General features: G+C 55.6%; 18 protein-coding genes and 2 tRNA genes. 10 read left to right on the top strand and 10 right to left on the bottom strand.

What is annotated here, in order from left to right; translation table 11 throughout:
• Positions 1-32: 32 nt before the first annotated feature.
• The 10 genes from U2W12_RS16070 to U2W12_RS16025 form a co-directional block, all read right to left on the bottom strand.
• The gene (locus U2W12_RS16070) at positions 33-1442 is read right to left on the bottom strand and encodes an amino acid permease (protein ID WP_326501708.1); all 1410 of its coding nucleotides are present in this window, start codon (positions 1440-1442) and stop codon (positions 33-35) included.
• 188 nt (positions 1443-1630) lie between these two features.
• Positions 1631-1897, bottom strand: a complete 267-nt coding sequence (locus U2W12_RS16065; protein ID WP_326501707.1) for a succinate dehydrogenase assembly factor 2 — start codon at positions 1895-1897, stop codon at positions 1631-1633.
• Positions 1897-2682, bottom strand: a complete 786-nt coding sequence (locus tag U2W12_RS16060; protein ID WP_326501706.1) for a succinate dehydrogenase iron-sulfur subunit — start codon at positions 2680-2682, stop codon at positions 1897-1899. Before U2W12_RS16060 ends, U2W12_RS16065 begins: the two co-directional genes overlap by 1 nt.
• Positions 2682-4466, bottom strand: coding sequence for a succinate dehydrogenase flavoprotein subunit (gene sdhA / locus U2W12_RS16055; protein ID WP_326501705.1), 1785 nt, complete (start codon positions 4464-4466; stop codon positions 2682-2684). The genes U2W12_RS16060 and sdhA overlap by 1 nt, the downstream gene beginning before the upstream one ends.
• Positions 4467-4469: 3 nt before the next feature.
• Entirely contained in the window at positions 4470-4850 is a 381-nt protein-coding gene (gene sdhD / locus U2W12_RS16050; RefSeq protein ID WP_326501704.1) for a succinate dehydrogenase, hydrophobic membrane anchor protein, read from the bottom strand.
• A gap of 3 nt (positions 4851-4853) precedes the next feature.
• Entirely contained in the window at positions 4854-5240 is a 387-nt protein-coding gene (gene sdhC, locus U2W12_RS16045; protein WP_326501703.1) for a succinate dehydrogenase, cytochrome b556 subunit, read from the bottom strand.
• A gap of 27 nt (positions 5241-5267) precedes the next feature.
• Entirely contained in the window at positions 5268-5447 is a 180-nt protein-coding gene (locus U2W12_RS16040; RefSeq protein ID WP_326501702.1) for a succinate dehydrogenase assembly factor 4, read from the bottom strand.
• A gap of 234 nt (positions 5448-5681) precedes the next feature.
• Positions 5682-5757: transfer RNA gene (locus U2W12_RS16035), tRNA-Phe, on the bottom strand.
• Between the two features lie 56 nt (positions 5758-5813).
• Positions 5814-5889 (bottom strand) — tRNA-Phe (locus U2W12_RS16030).
• A gap of 280 nt (positions 5890-6169) precedes the next feature.
• Positions 6170-6940, bottom strand: coding sequence for a DUF4126 domain-containing protein (locus U2W12_RS16025; protein WP_326501701.1), 771 nt, complete (start codon positions 6938-6940; stop codon positions 6170-6172).
• Between the two features lie 31 nt (positions 6941-6971).
• On the opposite strand from U2W12_RS16025, the gene hslV reads away from it, so the two are divergent.
• The 10 genes from hslV to U2W12_RS15975 all read left to right on the top strand — a co-directional run bounded on the left by hslV (position 6972) and on the right by U2W12_RS15975 (position 17085).
• A complete protein-coding gene (gene hslV / locus U2W12_RS16020) occupies positions 6972-7520 on the top strand; it encodes an ATP-dependent protease subunit HslV (protein WP_326501700.1) in 549 nt (182 codons plus the stop codon).
• A gap of 3 nt (positions 7521-7523) precedes the next feature.
• Positions 7524-8849, top strand: coding sequence for an ATP-dependent protease ATPase subunit HslU (gene hslU / locus U2W12_RS16015; protein ID WP_326501699.1), 1326 nt, complete (start codon positions 7524-7526; stop codon positions 8847-8849).
• Between the two features lie 101 nt (positions 8850-8950).
• Positions 8951-9343, top strand: coding sequence for a DUF971 domain-containing protein (locus U2W12_RS16010; protein WP_326501698.1), 393 nt, complete (start codon positions 8951-8953; stop codon positions 9341-9343).
• 3 nt (positions 9344-9346) lie between these two features.
• The gene (ubiE, locus tag U2W12_RS16005; RefSeq protein ID WP_326501697.1) at positions 9347-10096 is read left to right on the top strand and encodes a bifunctional demethylmenaquinone methyltransferase/2-methoxy-6-polyprenyl-1,4-benzoquinol methylase UbiE; all 750 of its coding nucleotides are present in this window, start codon (positions 9347-9349) and stop codon (positions 10094-10096) included.
• Position 10097: 1 nt separating this feature from the next.
• A complete protein-coding gene (locus tag U2W12_RS16000) occupies positions 10098-10733 on the top strand; it encodes an SCP2 sterol-binding domain-containing protein (RefSeq protein ID WP_326501696.1) in 636 nt (211 codons plus the stop codon).
• Between the two features lie 45 nt (positions 10734-10778).
• The gene (gene ubiB, locus U2W12_RS15995) at positions 10779-12329 is read left to right on the top strand and encodes a ubiquinone biosynthesis regulatory protein kinase UbiB (protein ID WP_326501695.1); all 1551 of its coding nucleotides are present in this window, start codon (positions 10779-10781) and stop codon (positions 12327-12329) included.
• 267 nt (positions 12330-12596) lie between these two features.
• Positions 12597-13772 carry a phosphoglycerate kinase gene (locus U2W12_RS15990; protein WP_326501694.1) on the top strand — a complete coding sequence of 392 codons (1176 nt, stop codon included), beginning with the start codon at positions 12597-12599 and terminating at the stop codon, positions 13770-13772.
• Between the two features lie 287 nt (positions 13773-14059).
• Positions 14060-14302 (top strand): DNA-directed RNA polymerase subunit omega, encoded by a 243-nt coding sequence (gene rpoZ, locus U2W12_RS15985; protein ID WP_326501693.1) that lies wholly within the window; start codon positions 14060-14062, stop codon positions 14300-14302.
• 10 nt (positions 14303-14312) lie between these two features.
• The gene (locus tag U2W12_RS15980; RefSeq protein ID WP_326501692.1) at positions 14313-16484 is read left to right on the top strand and encodes a bifunctional (p)ppGpp synthetase/guanosine-3',5'-bis(diphosphate) 3'-pyrophosphohydrolase; all 2172 of its coding nucleotides are present in this window, start codon (positions 14313-14315) and stop codon (positions 16482-16484) included.
• A 196-nt stretch (positions 16485-16680) separates the two neighbouring features.
• Positions 16681-17085: a RidA family protein gene (locus U2W12_RS15975; protein ID WP_326501691.1), complete on the top strand. Its 405-nt coding sequence runs from the start codon at positions 16681-16683 to the stop codon at positions 17083-17085.
• Positions 17086-17095: the final 10 nt, after the last annotated feature.

The following is a 17095-nucleotide window of genomic DNA, read 5'->3' as shown; positions in this document are numbered from 1 at the left end:
AAGTGAGCTGAATCGGCATCGGAAAAATGTTTTTAGGAGGACCTGCCGAGCTTGCTGTGGCGCATCGAGTAACCAAAATACACGATCAATCCGAGCACCAGCCAGACAATAAAACGCAGCCAGGTCAGCGCCGGCAAAAACGCCATCAGTGCGCCGCATGAAAGCATGCCGAGTACCGGAAACAAGGGGCTGAAAGGCGTGATGAAGGGGCGTTTCAAATCCGGCTGGGTGATGCGCAATACGATCACGCCAAAACAGACCAGCACGAATGCCGCCAGTGTGCCGATATTGACCAGTTCCGCCAGATCGCCGAGCGGCATGAAACCGGCGATTAACGCCATGAACACGCCGCAGAGAACGATCACCCTTACCGGCGTTTGCGTGTTAGGATTGACCGCGTTAAAAAACGGGGAGAGCAGACCATCCCGCGACATCGCGAAAATGATGCGCGTGAGTGCGTAATAGAGCACCAGCATGACCGTGGTTAATCCCGCGATGACACCGGTCGAGATCAGCGCCGACGCCCAGTTGATGCCCAGCAATTTGAGCGCATAAGCCACCGGTGAAGACACGTTCAATTGAGTATAAGGCACCACGCCGGTCAGCAGCGCCGAGACAATGATGTAGATCAGGGTGCAAAACACCAGCGACGAAACGATGCCGAACGGCAGATCGCGTTGCGGGTTTTTGGATTCTTCCGCCGCCGTCGAGACGGCGTCGAAACCGACATAGGCAAAAAAGACGATAGACGCGCCGGCCAATACGCCGGTGGTCTTGCCGTCAGGCAGCGTTTCGAACCAGCCAAAAGGCATAAATGGGTGCCAGTTGTCGGGGTTGACATTAAACAGGGCGACCGATATAAAAACCGTAATCGTGATCAGTTTCACAAAAACCATCGCATTATTCGCTTTTGCGCTCTGTTTTACCCCGATGATCAGCAGGATCATCAAGATCAGAATAATCGCCGTGGCCGGCAGGTTGATCAGGCCGCCCAGTTTTGGCGCCTTGGTCAAAGATTCCGGCAGAGCCAAACCGATCGCTTCCAGCGCGTTATTGAAATAACCCGCCCAACCGTTCGCGACGGCGGCAACCGAAATGCCGTACTCCAACAGCAAGTCCCAACCGATGATCCAGGCGATCAATTCGCCGAATGCCGCATAGCTATAGCCGTACGCGCTGCCGCAGCCGCCGACGGCGGCCGCCAGTTCCGCATAAGAAAGCGCGGCAAAGGTGCAGGCAAAACCGGAGATGATGAACGATATGACGACGGCCGGACCGGATTGTGTTGCGGCAGCGATACCGGTGAGTACGAATATCCCCGTGCCGATGATCGCGCCGATGCCGAGAAAGGCCAAATCCCATGCCGTTAAACAGCGTTTCAGCCCGAAATCGGCTTCTTGCTCAGCCTCGACCCGTTTAGTCCGGAATATTTGCAGCGCCATGCGCCTTCTCCATTTGCAGTAGTGTTGGTTAGAAATAGGTGAATGTTTTAAAAACTCTAAGCGGGACGGGGTTTGAAAATCCGTCTCAAAGAGTTGGAAAGCGCCCGCAAACGTAAATTATCATGTATGCCTGCACATTCCCAAACATTTCGAACGGGATGAATATCCCGTTCGGCATTCCCGAGTTCTCACTCGCCGAGACCGCCCGACGAACCGGCCTCCGCCGGAGTTCTTATTTTTCCGATTACTGCGTCAAAACCCTGAACTTCCGGCGCGTTCCCTCCGACCAAAACCGCCAGTAACTCGTCATCCTCCCAGGTCAACAAATCGGCAAAACGAGCCTGTTCCTTTTCATCCGCCTGCAAATACCTCGTTTCCAGATAATGCAGCAGCAGGATGTCCAGTTCCATAACGCCGCGCCGGCATTGCCACTTGAGCTTCTCGAACGAACGCATCAACCTTCTTGCCGTTGCACCAGCAGCTTTTTGGTTTCGGCGATTGCCTTGGCCGGATTCAACCCTTTCGGACAGGTATCGGTACAGTTCATGATCGTGTGGCAACGGTACAGCTTGAATGGGTCTTCGAGTGCGTCGAGACGTTCTCCTGTGTTTTCGTCGCGACTGTCGATGATCCAGCGATAGGCTTGAAGCAAGACCGCCGGACCTAAATAGCGTTCGCTGTTCCACCAGTAGCTCGGGCAACTCGTCGAACAACAGGCGCACAACACGCATTCGTAAAGGCCATCCAATTTGGCGCGGTCTTCATGGCTTTGCAGTCTTTCGCTGTCCGCCGGCGGCGGGGTTTGCGTTTCGATCCAGGGCTTGATCGAGGCGTACTGAGCAAAAAAATGAGTCAGATCGGGCACCAGATCTTTAACCACCTGCGTATGCGGAAGCGGATAAATCCGTATCGTATCAGGGTAAGAGTCGATCGCCTTCGTACAAGCGAGCGTGTTCTTACCGTTCACGTTCATCGCACAGGAACCGCAGACGCCTTCGCGGCAGGAACGGCGGAAAGTCAGCGTGCTGTCGATTTCGTTCTTGATCTTGATGATCGCGTCCAAAATCATCGTGCCGCAGTGCTCCTTGTCGAGTTCATAAACGTCAATGCGCGGATTCTCGCCGGCGTCGGGGTCCCATCGGTAGATTTCAAAACGGCGGACGTTCTTGACGCCGGCTGGCGCATGATGGATTTTTCCTCGCTTTACGACCGAGTTTTTAGGCAGGGTGAATTCAGCCATCAATAGATCCTCTCTTTCGGTGGAAAAACCTCGACTTCGTCGGTCAGGGTAAACAGATGCACGGGCCGGTAATCGATCTTGACCTGATTGCCTTCCGCCCATGTTAGCGTGTGTTTCAGCCAGTTCGGGTCATCACGGACGGGATAGTCTTCGCGGGCATGACCGCCCCGGCTCTCCTTGCGGTTCCCGGCAGCGCTGATCGTAACCAGAGCCTGACTTAACAAGTTATCCAACTCCAGCGTCTCGACCAGATCGGTATTCCAGATCAGCGAGCGGTCTTTCAGGCTAACATCCGTAAAAGAAGCGCGAATCTCGGTCATTGCCTTGATGCCTTCGTCGAGCGTCGATTGGGTTCGGAACACCGCCGCCTTGGTTTGCATGGTTTTCTGCATGTCCAGGCGAATCTCGGCGGTCGCGCGGCCGCCTTGTGCGTGACGGATCGTGTCGAAACGGGCCAGAGCCTGGTCTGCCGCATCCATGCGCAACGGTTTATGCGCGCTGCCGGGCTTGATCAGTTCGGCGCAGCGGATCGCGGCGGAACGGCCGAAGACGATGATGTCGAGCAGCGAATTCGACCCGAGCCGGTTCGCGCCGTGCACCGACACGCAGGCCGCCTCGCCGATCGCCATCAGTCCCGGCACCACATGGTCGGGATTGCCGTCCTTCAGGGTCACCACTTCGGTCCGGTAGTTGGTCGGGATGCCGCCCATGTTGTAATGCACGGTCGGCAGGACCGGGATCGGCTCCTTGGTCACATCGACGCCGGCGAAGATGCGCGAGGTTTCGGCGATGCCGGGCAATCGTTCGTGAATGATCGCGGGATCGAGATGTTCGATGTGCAGATAGATATGATCCTTCAGCCTGCCGACGCCGCGGCCCTCGTTGATCTCGATCGTCATCGCGCGGCTGACGATGTCGCGGGAGGCCAGATCGCGCGCGGACGGCGCATAGCGCTCCATGAAGCGCTCGCCCTCCGAATTGGTCAGATAACCGCCCTCGCCCCGGACGCCTTCGGTAATCAGGCAACCGGAGCCGTATATGCCAGTCGGATGGAACTGCACGAATTCCATGTCCTGCAACGGCAGGCCCGCGCGTAGCACCATCGCGTTGCCGTCGCCGGTGACCGTGTGCGCGGAGGTGCAGGAAAAATAACTGCGCCCGTAGCCGCCGGTCGCGAGCACGGTCGAATGCGCCTTGAACAGATGCAGCGAACCGTCGTCCAGGCACCAGGCCAACACGCCCCGGCAGACGCCGTCTTCCATGATCAGATCGAGCGCGATGTATTCGACGAAAAATTCGGCATTGTGCTTCAACGCCTGCTGATACAAGGTGTGCAGGATCGCGTGGCCGGTCTTGTCCGCCGCCGCGCAGGTGCGGAGAGCCCGGCCCTTGCCGTAATGCGTGGTCATGCCGCCAAACGCGCGCTGATAGATCTTGCCTTCCGGCGTCCTCGAAAACGGCACGCCGTAATGTTCGAGCTCTATGACCGCCGGCATCGCTTCCCTGCACATGTATTCGATCGCATCCTGATCGCCGAGCCAGTCGGAGCCCTTGACCGTGTCGTACATATGGAAGCGCCAATCGTCCTCGCCCAGGTTGCCGAGCGCCGCGCTGATGCCGCCTTGCGCCGCGACCGTATGGCTGCGAGTCGGAAAAACCTTGGTGATGCAAGCCGTCTTCAGGTTTTTTTCGGCCATGCCGAAAGTAGCTCGGAGGCCCGCGCCGCCGGCGCCGACCACGACGACATCATAGGCGTGTTCGATAATCTTGTAAGAAGCAGTCATGAATCATCCAACTTGAATAGAGCGAAATACGGCCAGCAAAGCCGTCAGCGCGAGCAGCGCAAAGGCAAGATTGACCAGCCAGATCGATACGATCTTGCAGCCTTCGCGGCCGACATAGTCTTCGATCACCACGCGCAGCCCTAGCGCGGCATGATAAAAAACCGCTCCGATCAAAGACAAAACCCCGACCGTGTTCAAAGGCGCGGAAAGCCAGGACTGGATTTCCGCATACGGGGCGGCCGCGCTCAAATCGATCAATTTGATCAGCCAGTAAGATAACGGAATCAGTGCGACCGCCGTCACCCTCTGCATCCACCAGTGTGCCGTCCCGGATTTTGCCGAACCTAATCCGCGTGCCTGCGTTAAAGGCGTTCGATATTTCATAAGCTAATCCAAACTCAAGAGAATTAAAGAAATCAGCGTCAACAACACAGATACCCCCAGTTCGATTAAGGCATAGCGATTCAGCGTTTCGAGTTCGAAACCTTGGCCCGCATCCCAGATCAAATGCCTGACGCCGTGGCACAAATGAAAAAACAACGCGTAGATGAAGCCCCAAGTGAGCATGCGCATCCACCAGGAGGACGCGAACGACTGCACCGCCGCATAAGCCTCCGGCCCCGAAGCCAGCGCCGACAACAAGCAGACAACATACAGCAGGCCGAACGACAGCAGCACGCCGGTAATCCGATGCGTAATCGAAATGATGCCGGTCAACGGCAGCTTATAGACTTGCAGATGGGGCGAAAGAGGTCTTTGCGGTTGCGCGCTCATGGGCTTGTTTCCGGTATGGAGAAAGGATTAAAAATCGACGCAGCGGCCGTTTTTTTCCCAGTCGCCGTAGCGAGTCGGTTCGGGCCCTGAAAAGCCTCCGATTTCCGCGGTGGGAGATTGCGGCAAAATTGGGGCGGGCTCCTGGGAGCCGGTCCGTTCCGGTTGCTCAGACTGATCTGGATTGGATGTCGATTGTTCCGTCATCATCGCTAGGGAGCTTGTCTGCGTGAAAGAAGTCCATGCGCAAGGCATGGAGAGCGAAGGCGGATGATGCGAACTACAAGTTTTCCGGGCGCTCAAACGCATTGGAGGATATCGAAATAAACCAACAAAGCTGGGAAAGCAGAAGTTCGATTTGTTAGCCTCTCGCAAAGCCTGCTCGTATTATATAGAGCAAAAGGGCTCGGCAACAAGGGCTAAAAGCAGAATAGAGGGGAAAAATGGTGCCCAGGGACAGAATCGAACTGTCGACACAAGGATTTTCAGTCCTTTGCTCTACCGACTGAGCTACCTGGGCAATCGCTGACTTATTAGCCTGCGGGGATAGGATATATAACTGAGTTTTTGCGGCAATGGTGCCCAGGGACAGAATCGAACTGTCGACACAAGGATTTTCAGTCCTTTGCTCTACCGACTGAGCTACCTGGGCGTCGCCTGCAAAAAGACGGCTATTTAAACCGATAATCGACGAGCCGTCAACAAAAATTTAACTGTCTACGGGCCGGCCCTAGAGGGCTTCACAATCGGTGTAAATGGATCATGTCTTCACGAATTATTCGCCGACAGCCATCCATGGCTTCTGGATCTCGGCAATCCCTGTCGAGATGACGGCTTATCTATGAGTTCCGGTGCAAGATTAAACATAGCGCGATGCCCTGGGAGCTATGTCTTGATTCTTGCGTAACGTTGCACATTGTGATGCAAGCGTATTATTGAGGAGGGTTCGCACCGGGTTGTTGCACTCCAATTCCGAAAAATCTCGCAATCGCCCGAAAAACCTTCTTGACCCCGGCCCAGATCTTCGGCAGCAGCCAGATCATCAAAAAAATGAACAGCGCCAATGCGATCAAAAAAAAGAACGGATGTTGGACAGCGGCCCAGACGCCCGTAATCACAGCCACATCTTCGCCTATCGAAATCGCCCAGTTACTGAACGGTTCCGGCGAGGTGTTGATCAGCACGCGGCTGCCGGCCTTGGTCATATGCGATCCGGCCGCCATACCGCCGCCGACGATCGCGGCGGCGAGTTCGACGGCGGGATTCAGTTCGCCGACCGCGCCGGCGGCAAGCATCGCGCCGGCCGGGATGCGGATGAAAGTATGGATCGCATCCCAACCAGTATCTACTCCCGGCGTCTTGTCGGCAAAGAATTCGATGCAATACATCAAGCCGGCGGCGACCATCACCGCCGGGTTTGCGACAATCTGCAAATCCGGCGGCAACACAATATTGCCGCTGTTCGCGAGAAAACCGAGCGTCAATAAAGTGGCGTATAAATTGATGCCGCTGGCCCACGCCAAGCCCATCGTCAACGCCAGCGTCGTGGAGATTTGATTCAGTGCGTCCATAAAGCCACCTGGGTCATAATTGATCGGTTGATGGTAGCATAGCCCGATGAATGCTGACTTAATAAAACCGCCGCCACCCTGCCGGCATTTTTTCGCACATGCCAGCGGCAGACCATGTAAAATGGCCGTCATTACTACACCGTTTTAACTTTGGATTTTAAACGTGAATTTGAGAGGAACTACCATATTATCCGTGCGCCGTGGCGGCAAAGTCGTGATCGGCGGAGACGGGCAAGTGACTTTGGGCAATACGGTCATGAAAGGCAATGCGCGTAAGGTGCGCCGTCTGTATCATGACAAGGTGATCGCCGGCTTTGCCGGCTCGACCGCGGACGCCTTTACCTTATTCGAGCATTTCGAAGGCAAACTTGAAAAACATCGCGGTCATCTTATGCGCGCGGCGGTCGAAATGGCGAAAGATTGGCGCACCGACCGCACCTTGCGGCGCATGGAAGCAATGCTGACGATTGCCGACGCCAAAACATCCTTGATTATCTCCGGCAACGGCGACGTGGTCGAGCCCGAGAACGATTTGATGGCGATAGGCTCCGGCGGCGCCTTCGCGCAGGCCGCGGCGCGCGCGTTGCTCGAGAATACCGAGTTGAGCGCCCGCGAAATCGTCGAGCGGGCGCTGTCGATCGCGGCCGACATCTGCATTTATACGAATCATAACTTGCGCATCGAAGAACTGGACGCGGAACCGAACGAGTAAAGCATGACCCAAATGACCCCCAAAGAAATCGTCCACGAACTGGACAAGCACATCGTCGGTCAGGCCAACGCCAAACGTTCGGTCGCGATCGCACTCCGCAACCGTTGGCGCCGGCAACAGGTAGACGCATCATTGCGCGAGGAAATCACTCCCAAAAACATTCTGATGATCGGCCCGACCGGCGTCGGCAAGACCGAAATCGCGCGCCGCCTGGCGCGGCTTGCGAATGCGCCGTTCATCAAGATCGAAGCGACCAAATTCACCGAAGTCGGCTATGTCGGCCGCGATGTCGAATCGATCATCCGCGATTTGGCGGACACCGCGGTCAAGATGATGCGTCAGTCCGAAATGGAAAAAGTACAGATCAAGGCTTATGACGCAGCCGAGGACAAGATTCTCGATCTGTTATTGCCCGAAGCGGACGGCGGCATGTTATCCGACACCCGCGAATCGACCCGGCAAAAAATGCGCAAGAAGCTGCGCGAAGGCGACCTCGACGACAAGGAAATCGAGATCGATGTACAGATGGCGCCGATGGGCGTCGAAATCATGGCGCCTCCGGGCATGGAAGAAATGACCAACCAGTTGCAAGGTCTGTTTCAGAACATGGGCACGGGCCGGACGCGCAGCCGCAAGATGAAGATCAAGAACGCATTCAAAGTCTTGCAGGAAGAAGAAGCCGCGCGCTTGGTCAATGACGAAGAGATCAAGCTGAAGGCGATCGAAGTAGTCGAGCAGAACGGCATCGTGTTTCTCGATGAAATCGACAAGATCTGCAAACGCTCGGATGCGGGCGGCTCGGGCGGCGAAGTCTCGCGCGAAGGCGTGCAACGCGATCTGTTGCCGATCGTCGAAGGCAGCACCGTCAGTACGAAATATGGCTCGGTCAAGACCGATCATATTCTGTTCATTGCCTCGGGCGCGTTCCATTTAACCAAGCCGTCCGACTTGATCCCGGAATTGCAAGGCCGCTTCCCGATCCGTGTCGAACTCGGCGCGCTATCCTCGGATGATTTTTTCCGGATTCTGACCGAGCCGAATGCCTCGCTAACCGAGCAATATGCGGCGCTGCTTGCGACCGAAGGCGTGAATCTGACCTTCGCGACCGACGGCATCCGCCGTATCGCGGAGCTGGGTTGGGAAGTCAACGAAAAAACCGAAAACATCGGCGCGCGGCGCCTGCATACGATCCTGGAGCGCCTTCTGGAAGAGATTTCATTCAGCGCCCCGGACTTGCTCGAAAAAAATATCGTGATTGACGCCGACTATGTCGACCGGCATCTGGGCGAATTTGTCCAGGATGAGGATTTGAGCCGGTATATCTTGTAGGCGAAAAATATGGAGGAAGGGCAAACAGTTCCATCGTTCGCCCACCCTATTCCCGACGATGGGCGGAAAAGCCCCCCGTCCACCCTACATCTGACTTTGATATGCGACTCCATACCCAACCCTGCAACGCGCTGCCGACCGAAATCAAACTGCATCAGGTTTCCCGGTTGCTGGAAATCCGTTACGATGACGGTAGGGCATTCATGCTGCCCTGCGAATATCTGCGCGTCTATACGCCATCCGCGGAAGCCTTGGGCCATGGACCGGGCCAGGAGATTCTGCAAACCGGCAAGGAATCGGTCACGATCCGCGAGATTCATCCGGTCGGCAATTATGCGATCTGCCCGGTGTTCAGCGACGGCCATAACAGTGGGATTTACACCTGGGACTTGCTTTACCAACTCGGCGCGGAATACGACAGCCTGTGGGCGAACTATCTGGAACGCCTGCGGGCCGCCGGTTATAATCGCGTGGAACCCCAACATTTACAGTAAATTATGACTCATCACAAAACGACCCATTTCGGCTTTAAGCAAGTCGCCACCGAAGACAAGGTCAAACTGGTGCGCGGCGTTTTCGACTCGGTCGCCGAAAAATACGACATCATGAACGATATGATGTCGCTCGGCATTCATCGCATCTGGAAACGGATCGCGGTGCAGCTTTGCAATGCGCGCAGCGGCGAAAAAGTGCTCGACCTGGCTGGCGGCACCGGCGATTTGACGACGCTACTGGAAAAACGCGTCGGCAAGGACGGGCTGTGCGTGTTGGCCGACATCAATTCGGAAATGCTGCGCACCGGCCGCAATCGGCTGATCGACCGTGGCCTGTCCGGCAATATCGAATACTCCCAGGTGAATGCCGAATGCCTGCCGTTCGCAGACAATAGCTTCGACTGCGTGATCATCGGCTTTGGCCTCCGCAACGTGACCGACAAGGACGCTGCCTTGCGCTCGATGTACCGCGTGCTGAAACCGGGCGGTCGCTGCCTCGTTCTGGAGTTTTCGCATCCGACCGATCCGGTTACCGAAAAGGTTTACGATTTCTATTCGTTCAAGCTGCTGCCGAAAATCGGCAAGTTCGTCGCGAAGGATGAGGACAGCTACCGCTACCTGGCCGAATCGATCCGGATGCACCCCAAGCAGACCGAATTAAAATCGATGATGGAAAACGCCGGCTTCGAACGCTGCGAGTTTTACAACATGACGCAAGGCATCGTAGCGGTGCACCGCGGCTATAAAATCTGAGATGGCGATCAAACCGTTTTTGACCATCGCACTCGAAAGCGCGCTGAACAACTATCTCAAGCTGGATCTGGATGTCAGCGAGTTGTTGTCGCCTCTGGCCGGCAAAGTGATCGAACTGACGGTCGAGCCATTCGGCGAAACAGTGTATCTGTGTCCGACAGCGGACGCGATCCAGGTGCTCGACGCCTATCCCGCCCCCCCCGCAACGCGTATCTCCGGTTCGCTCTGGTCCCTGGGCCTGATGGGAATGAGTGCCAAGCCGATGCGTTCGGTGTTTTCGGGCGAGGTCAAGATCGAAGGCGACATGACGACCGGGCGCAAATTCCAGGCGTTGTTCGACAAACTGAACATCGATCTCGAAGAAAAACTCTCGCATGTCACCGGCGACGTGATCGCGCATCAAATCGGCAACCTCTTCCGCACCGGCTCACGCTGGACCCGGCAATCGATCCGGACTTTCGAACTGAATCTCGGTGAATTTCTGCAGGAAGAAACGCGCGATCTGCCGGCCGGCCCCGAGGCCGATATTTTTTACCGCCATGTCGATGAATTGCGCGCCGATTTCGACCGCCTGAACTGCCGGATCGAACGCCTGGAAAACGTATTAACTCGCCAATCACTTGCGCAAAGCGAATAATGCCGTGCTTGCGCCCTGCCCTCATCAGCCCGCTACTAATCCGACGTGATCAATCCTAGAATTTTATTCCGTTTGGTCCATATCAATTGGGTGCTGGTATTTCACGGGCTCGATGAAATCGTGCTGAAAACGCACCTGTTTCGTCCAATCCGCTTTCTGGCGGCTCTGTCGCCTTATTATTGGCTGCGGCGGCGAAACGAGCCGCGCGGCGTGCGCATCCGCAAGACACTCGAGGACCTGGGGCCGATCTATGTCAAATTCGGCCAGGCGCTGTCCACCCGCAAAGACCTGTTGCCGGACGACATCGCCGACGAACTCGTCAAGCTGCAGGACCGGGTGCCGCCGTTCCCGAATGAAGTCGCCCGCCGGATCATCGAACAGGAACTCGGCATGCCGATCGGCGAGGCGTTCGCCGAATTCGATCCGACGCCCTTGGCCTCTGCTTCGGTCGCGCAGGTGCACACCGCCCGGCTGCACAGCGGTGAAGACGTCGTGGTCAAGGTGCTCAGACCCGACATCGAAGACCGCATTCATTCCGATATTGCGCTGCTCTACGAACTGGCCCGATTTGCCGAGCGCTTCTGGTCGGATGCGCGCCGCCTGCGGCCGCTCGAAGTCGTCGCCGAATTCGAAAAAACCACGCTCGACGAGCTCGATCTGGTCAGGGAGGCGGCCAATGCCTCCAAACTGCGGCGTAACTTCGAAAACTCGGACATCATCTATGTGCCTGAAATCCATTGGCCGCTGTCGAGGCAAAAGGTCATGGTGATGGAGAGGATTCAGGGCATTCCGGTCGGCGAGATCGAACAATTGCGAGCCGGCGGCGCCGATTTCAAGCTGCTCGCCGAACGTGGCGTCGAAATCTTCTTCACTCAGGTGTTCCGGGACAATTTTTTCCATGCCGACATGCACCCAGGCAACATCTTTGTCGATCTGCCGGCCAAATATATCGCGGTCGATTTCGGCATCGTCGGCTCGCTGTCGTTGTCCGACCAGCATTATCTGGCCGAAAATTTTCTGGCGTTTTTCAACCGTGACTACCGGAAAGTCGCGAGAATGCATGTCGAATCGGGCTGGGTTCCCGGCACGACTCGGATCGAGGAATTCGAATCGGCGATCCGCGGCGTTTGCGAGCCGATCTTCGAAAAACCACTGCGCGACATTTCATTCGGCCAGTTATTGCTGCGCCTGTTCCAGACTGCGCGCCGCTTCGACATGCAAGTACAACCGCAATTGGTTTTATTGCAAAAAACCTTGTTGAATATCGAGGGCTTGGGCCGGCAACTCTATCCCGAGCTGGATTTATGGCAGACCGCCAAGCCCTTCCTCGAAAAATGGTTCCAGGAACGCATGGGGCCGAAAGCCAAGCTGAATCAGTTCATCGCGCAATTTCCGGAAATAGCCCAGCAGCTCCCCGAAGTCCCGTCGCTGCTGTATAAAGCGCTCGACAATGCCGCCTACGCGAAACAGAGCAGCGAAGCGCAAACCCGGGAACTCGCGCAGCTGCGCAAGCAGATGGAAACGAATCATCAAACCACGCTGTGGACTATTCTCGTCAGCGCGGCATTGATCAGCGCGGCGATTTTTTTCGGATAGCGACACTTGATCGACGCGCAATGACGCCATGAGAAACATCGCGTAAACGAGACTAAGCCAATTCTATATCTTATAATGCGTTAACAGCATGGCTACAAGGCCTAAACTGGATTAAATCCCGGAGCCACCGAGTTTCGATATGCCGGGTTTCACTTCGGACTCGGCCGACAGTCGTTATATCCTGTAATTTATAAACCCGAGGAGCGCCGCAACACCGGTCTGTTTGCGCTTGCCGCCTCGACCCACCCCAAACCAAGAGAGAGAAATATGTCAGTAAAAAGAATGGCTGATCTGGATTTGTCCGGCAAACGCGTATTGATTCGTCAGGATTTGAACGTGCCGGTCAAAAATGGCAAAGTCACCAGCGATATCCGCATTCAAGCCAGCGTGCCAACCATCCGGCAAGCCTTGGAGAAAGGCGCGGCGGTGATGCTGATGTCGCACCTTGGCCGTCCGGAAGAAGGCAAATACGACGAAGATTCATCCTTGAAGCCGGTCGCCGAACGCCTGGCCGAACTGCTCGGCAAACCGGTGCGCCTCGAAAAAGACTGGATCGACGGCATCGAGATTCAAACTGGCGAAGTGGTGTTGTGCGAAAACGTGCGTTTCAATGCCGGCGAAGGCAAAAACAACGACGAACTGGGCCAAAAAATGGCCGCGCTCTGCGATGTGTTCGTGATGGATGCGTTCGGCACCGCCCACCGCGCGCAAGCTTCGACGCACAGTGTCGCGAAATACGCCAAGGTCGCATGCGCGGGGCCACTCTTGGCCAGCGAACTCGACGCACTGGGCAGAGCGCTGGAAACACCAGCCAAGCCGCTGGTCGCGATCGTCGGCGGATCGAAGGTCTCGACTAAACTGACCGTTTTGAAATCATTGACCGATAAGGTCGATCAATTGATCGTCGGTGGCGGCATCGCGAACACCTTCATCGCAGCGGCCGGTTTCCCGGTCGGCAAATCATTATATGAGCCGGATCTGATCGGCGACGCCAAGCAACTGATCGCCATGGCCAAGCAAAACGGCTCCGATATTCCGATTCCGGTCGATGTGGTCTGCGCAAAGGAATTTTCCGAAACCGCGGCCGCGACCGTCAAAAAAGTCAGCGAAGTGGCCGAGGATGATCTGATCATGGACATCGGACCGGAGACCGCGAAGCAATACGCAGAGATTTTAACCTCCGCGCAAACGATCGTCTGGAATGGTCCGGTCGGCGTGTTCGAATTCGACCAATTCGGCAACGGCACCAAGGCGCTGGCCGAAGCGATTGCCGAATCGCCCGCGTTCTCTATCGCCGGCGGCGGCGATACCTTGGCAGCTATCGACAAATACGGCATCAGCGAAAAAGTGTCCTACACCTCGACCGGCGGCGGCGCTTTCCTGGAATTTCTCGAAGGCAAGGAATTGCCGGCGGTTGCGATATTGAAAACCCGCGGCGAATAATTCATTCGTGATTTTCAGCGGGGCGGCGCGACTCGCGCCCCTCCCGCGAAAGACAAATACCCCTCTCCTCCATGGAGAGGGGATTAGAACACTTGCACAACCTCGGTGCACAGCGAGACAACCTCCCAAAAAACGTTCAATATTGCTAATATTCCATTATTACTAATATAATGGCCTTAAGTGTTTTGTAACGCACTGATCACAAAAAAGAAAGCAAACTTATAAGCATCGGCCGGGTCCAATAGCCTGTAGCCCGACCGAATTGCATCAACCCTGATAGGATACCGATGGCCAGAGTAACGATTGAAGATTGTTTGGAACATGTCGAAAACCGCTTTAAACTGGTGTTGCTGGCGGCGACGCGCGCGCGACAGTTGGCGCGCGGCGCGGACGAATTTGTGCCGCGCGGCAAGGACAAGGATACTGTCGTCGCGTTGCGCGAAATCGCTGCGGGCCATGTCACGGCAACAAATGTGAGTACGCTGCACCGTTCCATGGAACACCACGACCCTAGCCCGATGACGTTCTGAGCCTAAAGCAATGTTGGACATAGTCGATCCGATCGAACTCGAACGCCCCCAGGACAAACTGGTCCGGCGTTTGTGCCAGATCCTGAACGGCTATCTCGACCCACCGCAGATCGAAGAATGCGTCCGCGCTTATGAATTCGGCGCCTCCGCGCATTCCGGTCAATTCCGCAAGAGCGGCGAAGCCTATATTTGCCACCCGGTCGCGGTTGCGATCAGCCTCGCCGAAATACGCATGGACGCAAAAAGCATCATGGCGGCGATTCTGCATGACGTGATCGAAGACACTCCGGTCAGCAAGGTCGAACTGTCGAATCAATTCAGTCCTGAAGTTGCCGAACTGGTCGACGGCGTAACCAAACTGACCAAGATCGACGGCATTTCGCGCGCCGAGGCCCAGGCCGAAAACGTCCGCAAAATGTTCATGGCGATGACCCGGGATTTGCGGATCATCATGATCAAACTCGCCGACCGTCTGCACAACATGCAAACCCTTGGCGTGATGCCTTCGGAAAAGAAACGTCGTATCGCCAAGGAAACGCTGGACATCTACGCGCCGCTCGCGAATCGCCTGGGCATGAATAATATCCAGCAGCATCTCGAAGTCCTTAGCTTCGAAGCAATGTATCCTAGGCGTTATTGCATTCTGAAAGCCGCCGTCAAGAAAACGCGCGGCAACGGCCTCAAAACGATTAATACGCTCGAAAACGCGATCAAAAACCGGATGAGCCTAGCGGGCATCGATTGCGAAGTGTCCGGGCGCGAAAAAAATCTGTACAGCATTTACACTAAAATGCGGCTGAAGAAAATTTCGCTGCCGGATATTTTCGATGTGTATGCATTCCGCATTTGTGTCGACAATATTGACCATTGCTACCGGACGATCGGTGTCGTGCATTCGCTTTACAATCCGAAACCGGGCCGGTTCAAGGATTATATCGCGCTGCCGAAAGCGAACGGTTATCAGTCCCTGCACACGACGCTGGTCGGCCCCGGCGGCGTGCCGGTCGAGATTCAGATCCGCACGCACGAGATGCACCGGATGGCCGAATCGGGTATCGCTGCGCACTGGCTTTACAAATCCGACGACGATAACAGGAACGAAAGATTCCAGAAGCGCGCAAACGAATGGCTGAAGGATATCCTTGAAATTCAGAAATCGGCCGGCGACTCCTTGGAGTTCATCGAAAACCTAAAGGTCGATCTGTTTCCGCAGGAAGTTTTCGTGTTCACTCCGAAAGGCAATATCGTCAAGGTGCCGCGCGGTTCGACCGTTGTCGATTTCGCCTATGCGGTGCATACCGACATCGGCAATCAATGCATCTCCGCGCGCATCGACAAACAATTGGCCCCTTTGCAAACCAAGCTCGAAAACGGCGTCACGGTCGATATTGTCACCGCGCCCTGGGCGCGGCCGAATCCGTTATGGCTGAACTTCGTCATCACGGCAAAAGCCCGCTCGAGCATCCGCGGCTATCTGAAAAATTTCAACCGCAAGGAAGCGATCTTACTCGGCCGGCGTCTGCTCGAAAAAGAACTCCAGACAATGGATTTGCATCTCGAACAGATTGAAGAAGCGCGGATTCAGGAACTGCTCAAAATCACCGCCAAACCGTCGCTGGACGACCTGCTCGAAGACATAGGCCTCGGCAACAAAATGCCGTTCCTAATCGCCAAACGGATTGCCCAAGACGACATGCACGGTGCGATCAAACTGGAAGAAACGCAACAAGCCCGCTCCGCGCCGCTGATCATCAAAGGCACCGAAGGCATGATCATCACGTTGGCCAAATGCTGCAGACCGATTCCGGGCGATTCGATCATCGGTTTTTACAATCCGGGTAAGGGCATCGTCGTGCATCATCATGAATGCCACAACAGCAGCGAAATCCGGAAAAAACAGGCCAACTGGCTCGATGTTGAATGGAGCCAGGATTTGACCACCGAATTTCCCGCCGAATTGCGCCTGGAAGTGATGAATCGGACAGGAACCCTGGCAACAATTCTTGCCGCGATTTCCGAGATGCATTCGAACATCGAAAACGTCAGCGTCGTCGATCAGGATGACAAAGTCTGCATCGATTTGATCACGCTCAGCGTGAAGAACCGCGTGCATCTGGCCGATATCATGCGCAAGCTGAAGAAATTGCCGATCGTGGTCAAGATCGAGCGCGTCAGGGCTTGATCGGATCAATCAATTGAGTATTTGGCTAGCGCCGGAGGTTACGCTTTGCACTTCAAGCGGCCTACGTTCCGCTTTTCACGGTAAAGTCATTGCATTAACTGCCCGCCCTGCCATTAGGCAACGTTAAAACCACTTTCGAAAAGATGTTAAGATAGCTCTCATCTCAACCCTATTCGTTCACAAAAGCCACTTTACCATGATCAAAGAAATCATTAGCACCCCCAACGCTCCACAAGCGATTGGAACGTATTCGCAAGCCGTCAGAATCGACCGCACCGTATATCTATCCGGCCAAATCCCTTTGTCTCCGGAGACGATGGCCCTGGTTGACGGCGATATCAAAACCCAAATCATCCAGGTCTTCGAAAACCTGCATGCTGTTGCCACTGCTGCCGGCGGCACATTTGCCGATATTGCCAAACTGAATGTCTATCTGACCGACCTGGGGCATTTTCCGATCATCAATGAAGTGATGGGGCGGTACTTTCAGGAACCTTATCCCGCGCGCGCCGCAATCGGCGTCGCGGCGTTGCCGAAAGGCGCGCAGGTCGAGATCGACGGCGTCATGTGCCTCCCCCCGCAGGAATATCCGGCCTCCTGAAGCCCTGACC

This window comes from Methylomicrobium sp. Wu6 (assembly GCF_035916875.1).
Classification (GTDB): Bacteria; Pseudomonadota; Gammaproteobacteria; order Methylococcales; family Methylomonadaceae; genus Methylomicrobium.
The sequence above is the reverse complement of the archived record's forward strand: the minus strand, read 5'-3'. Positions and strand labels throughout refer to the sequence as shown.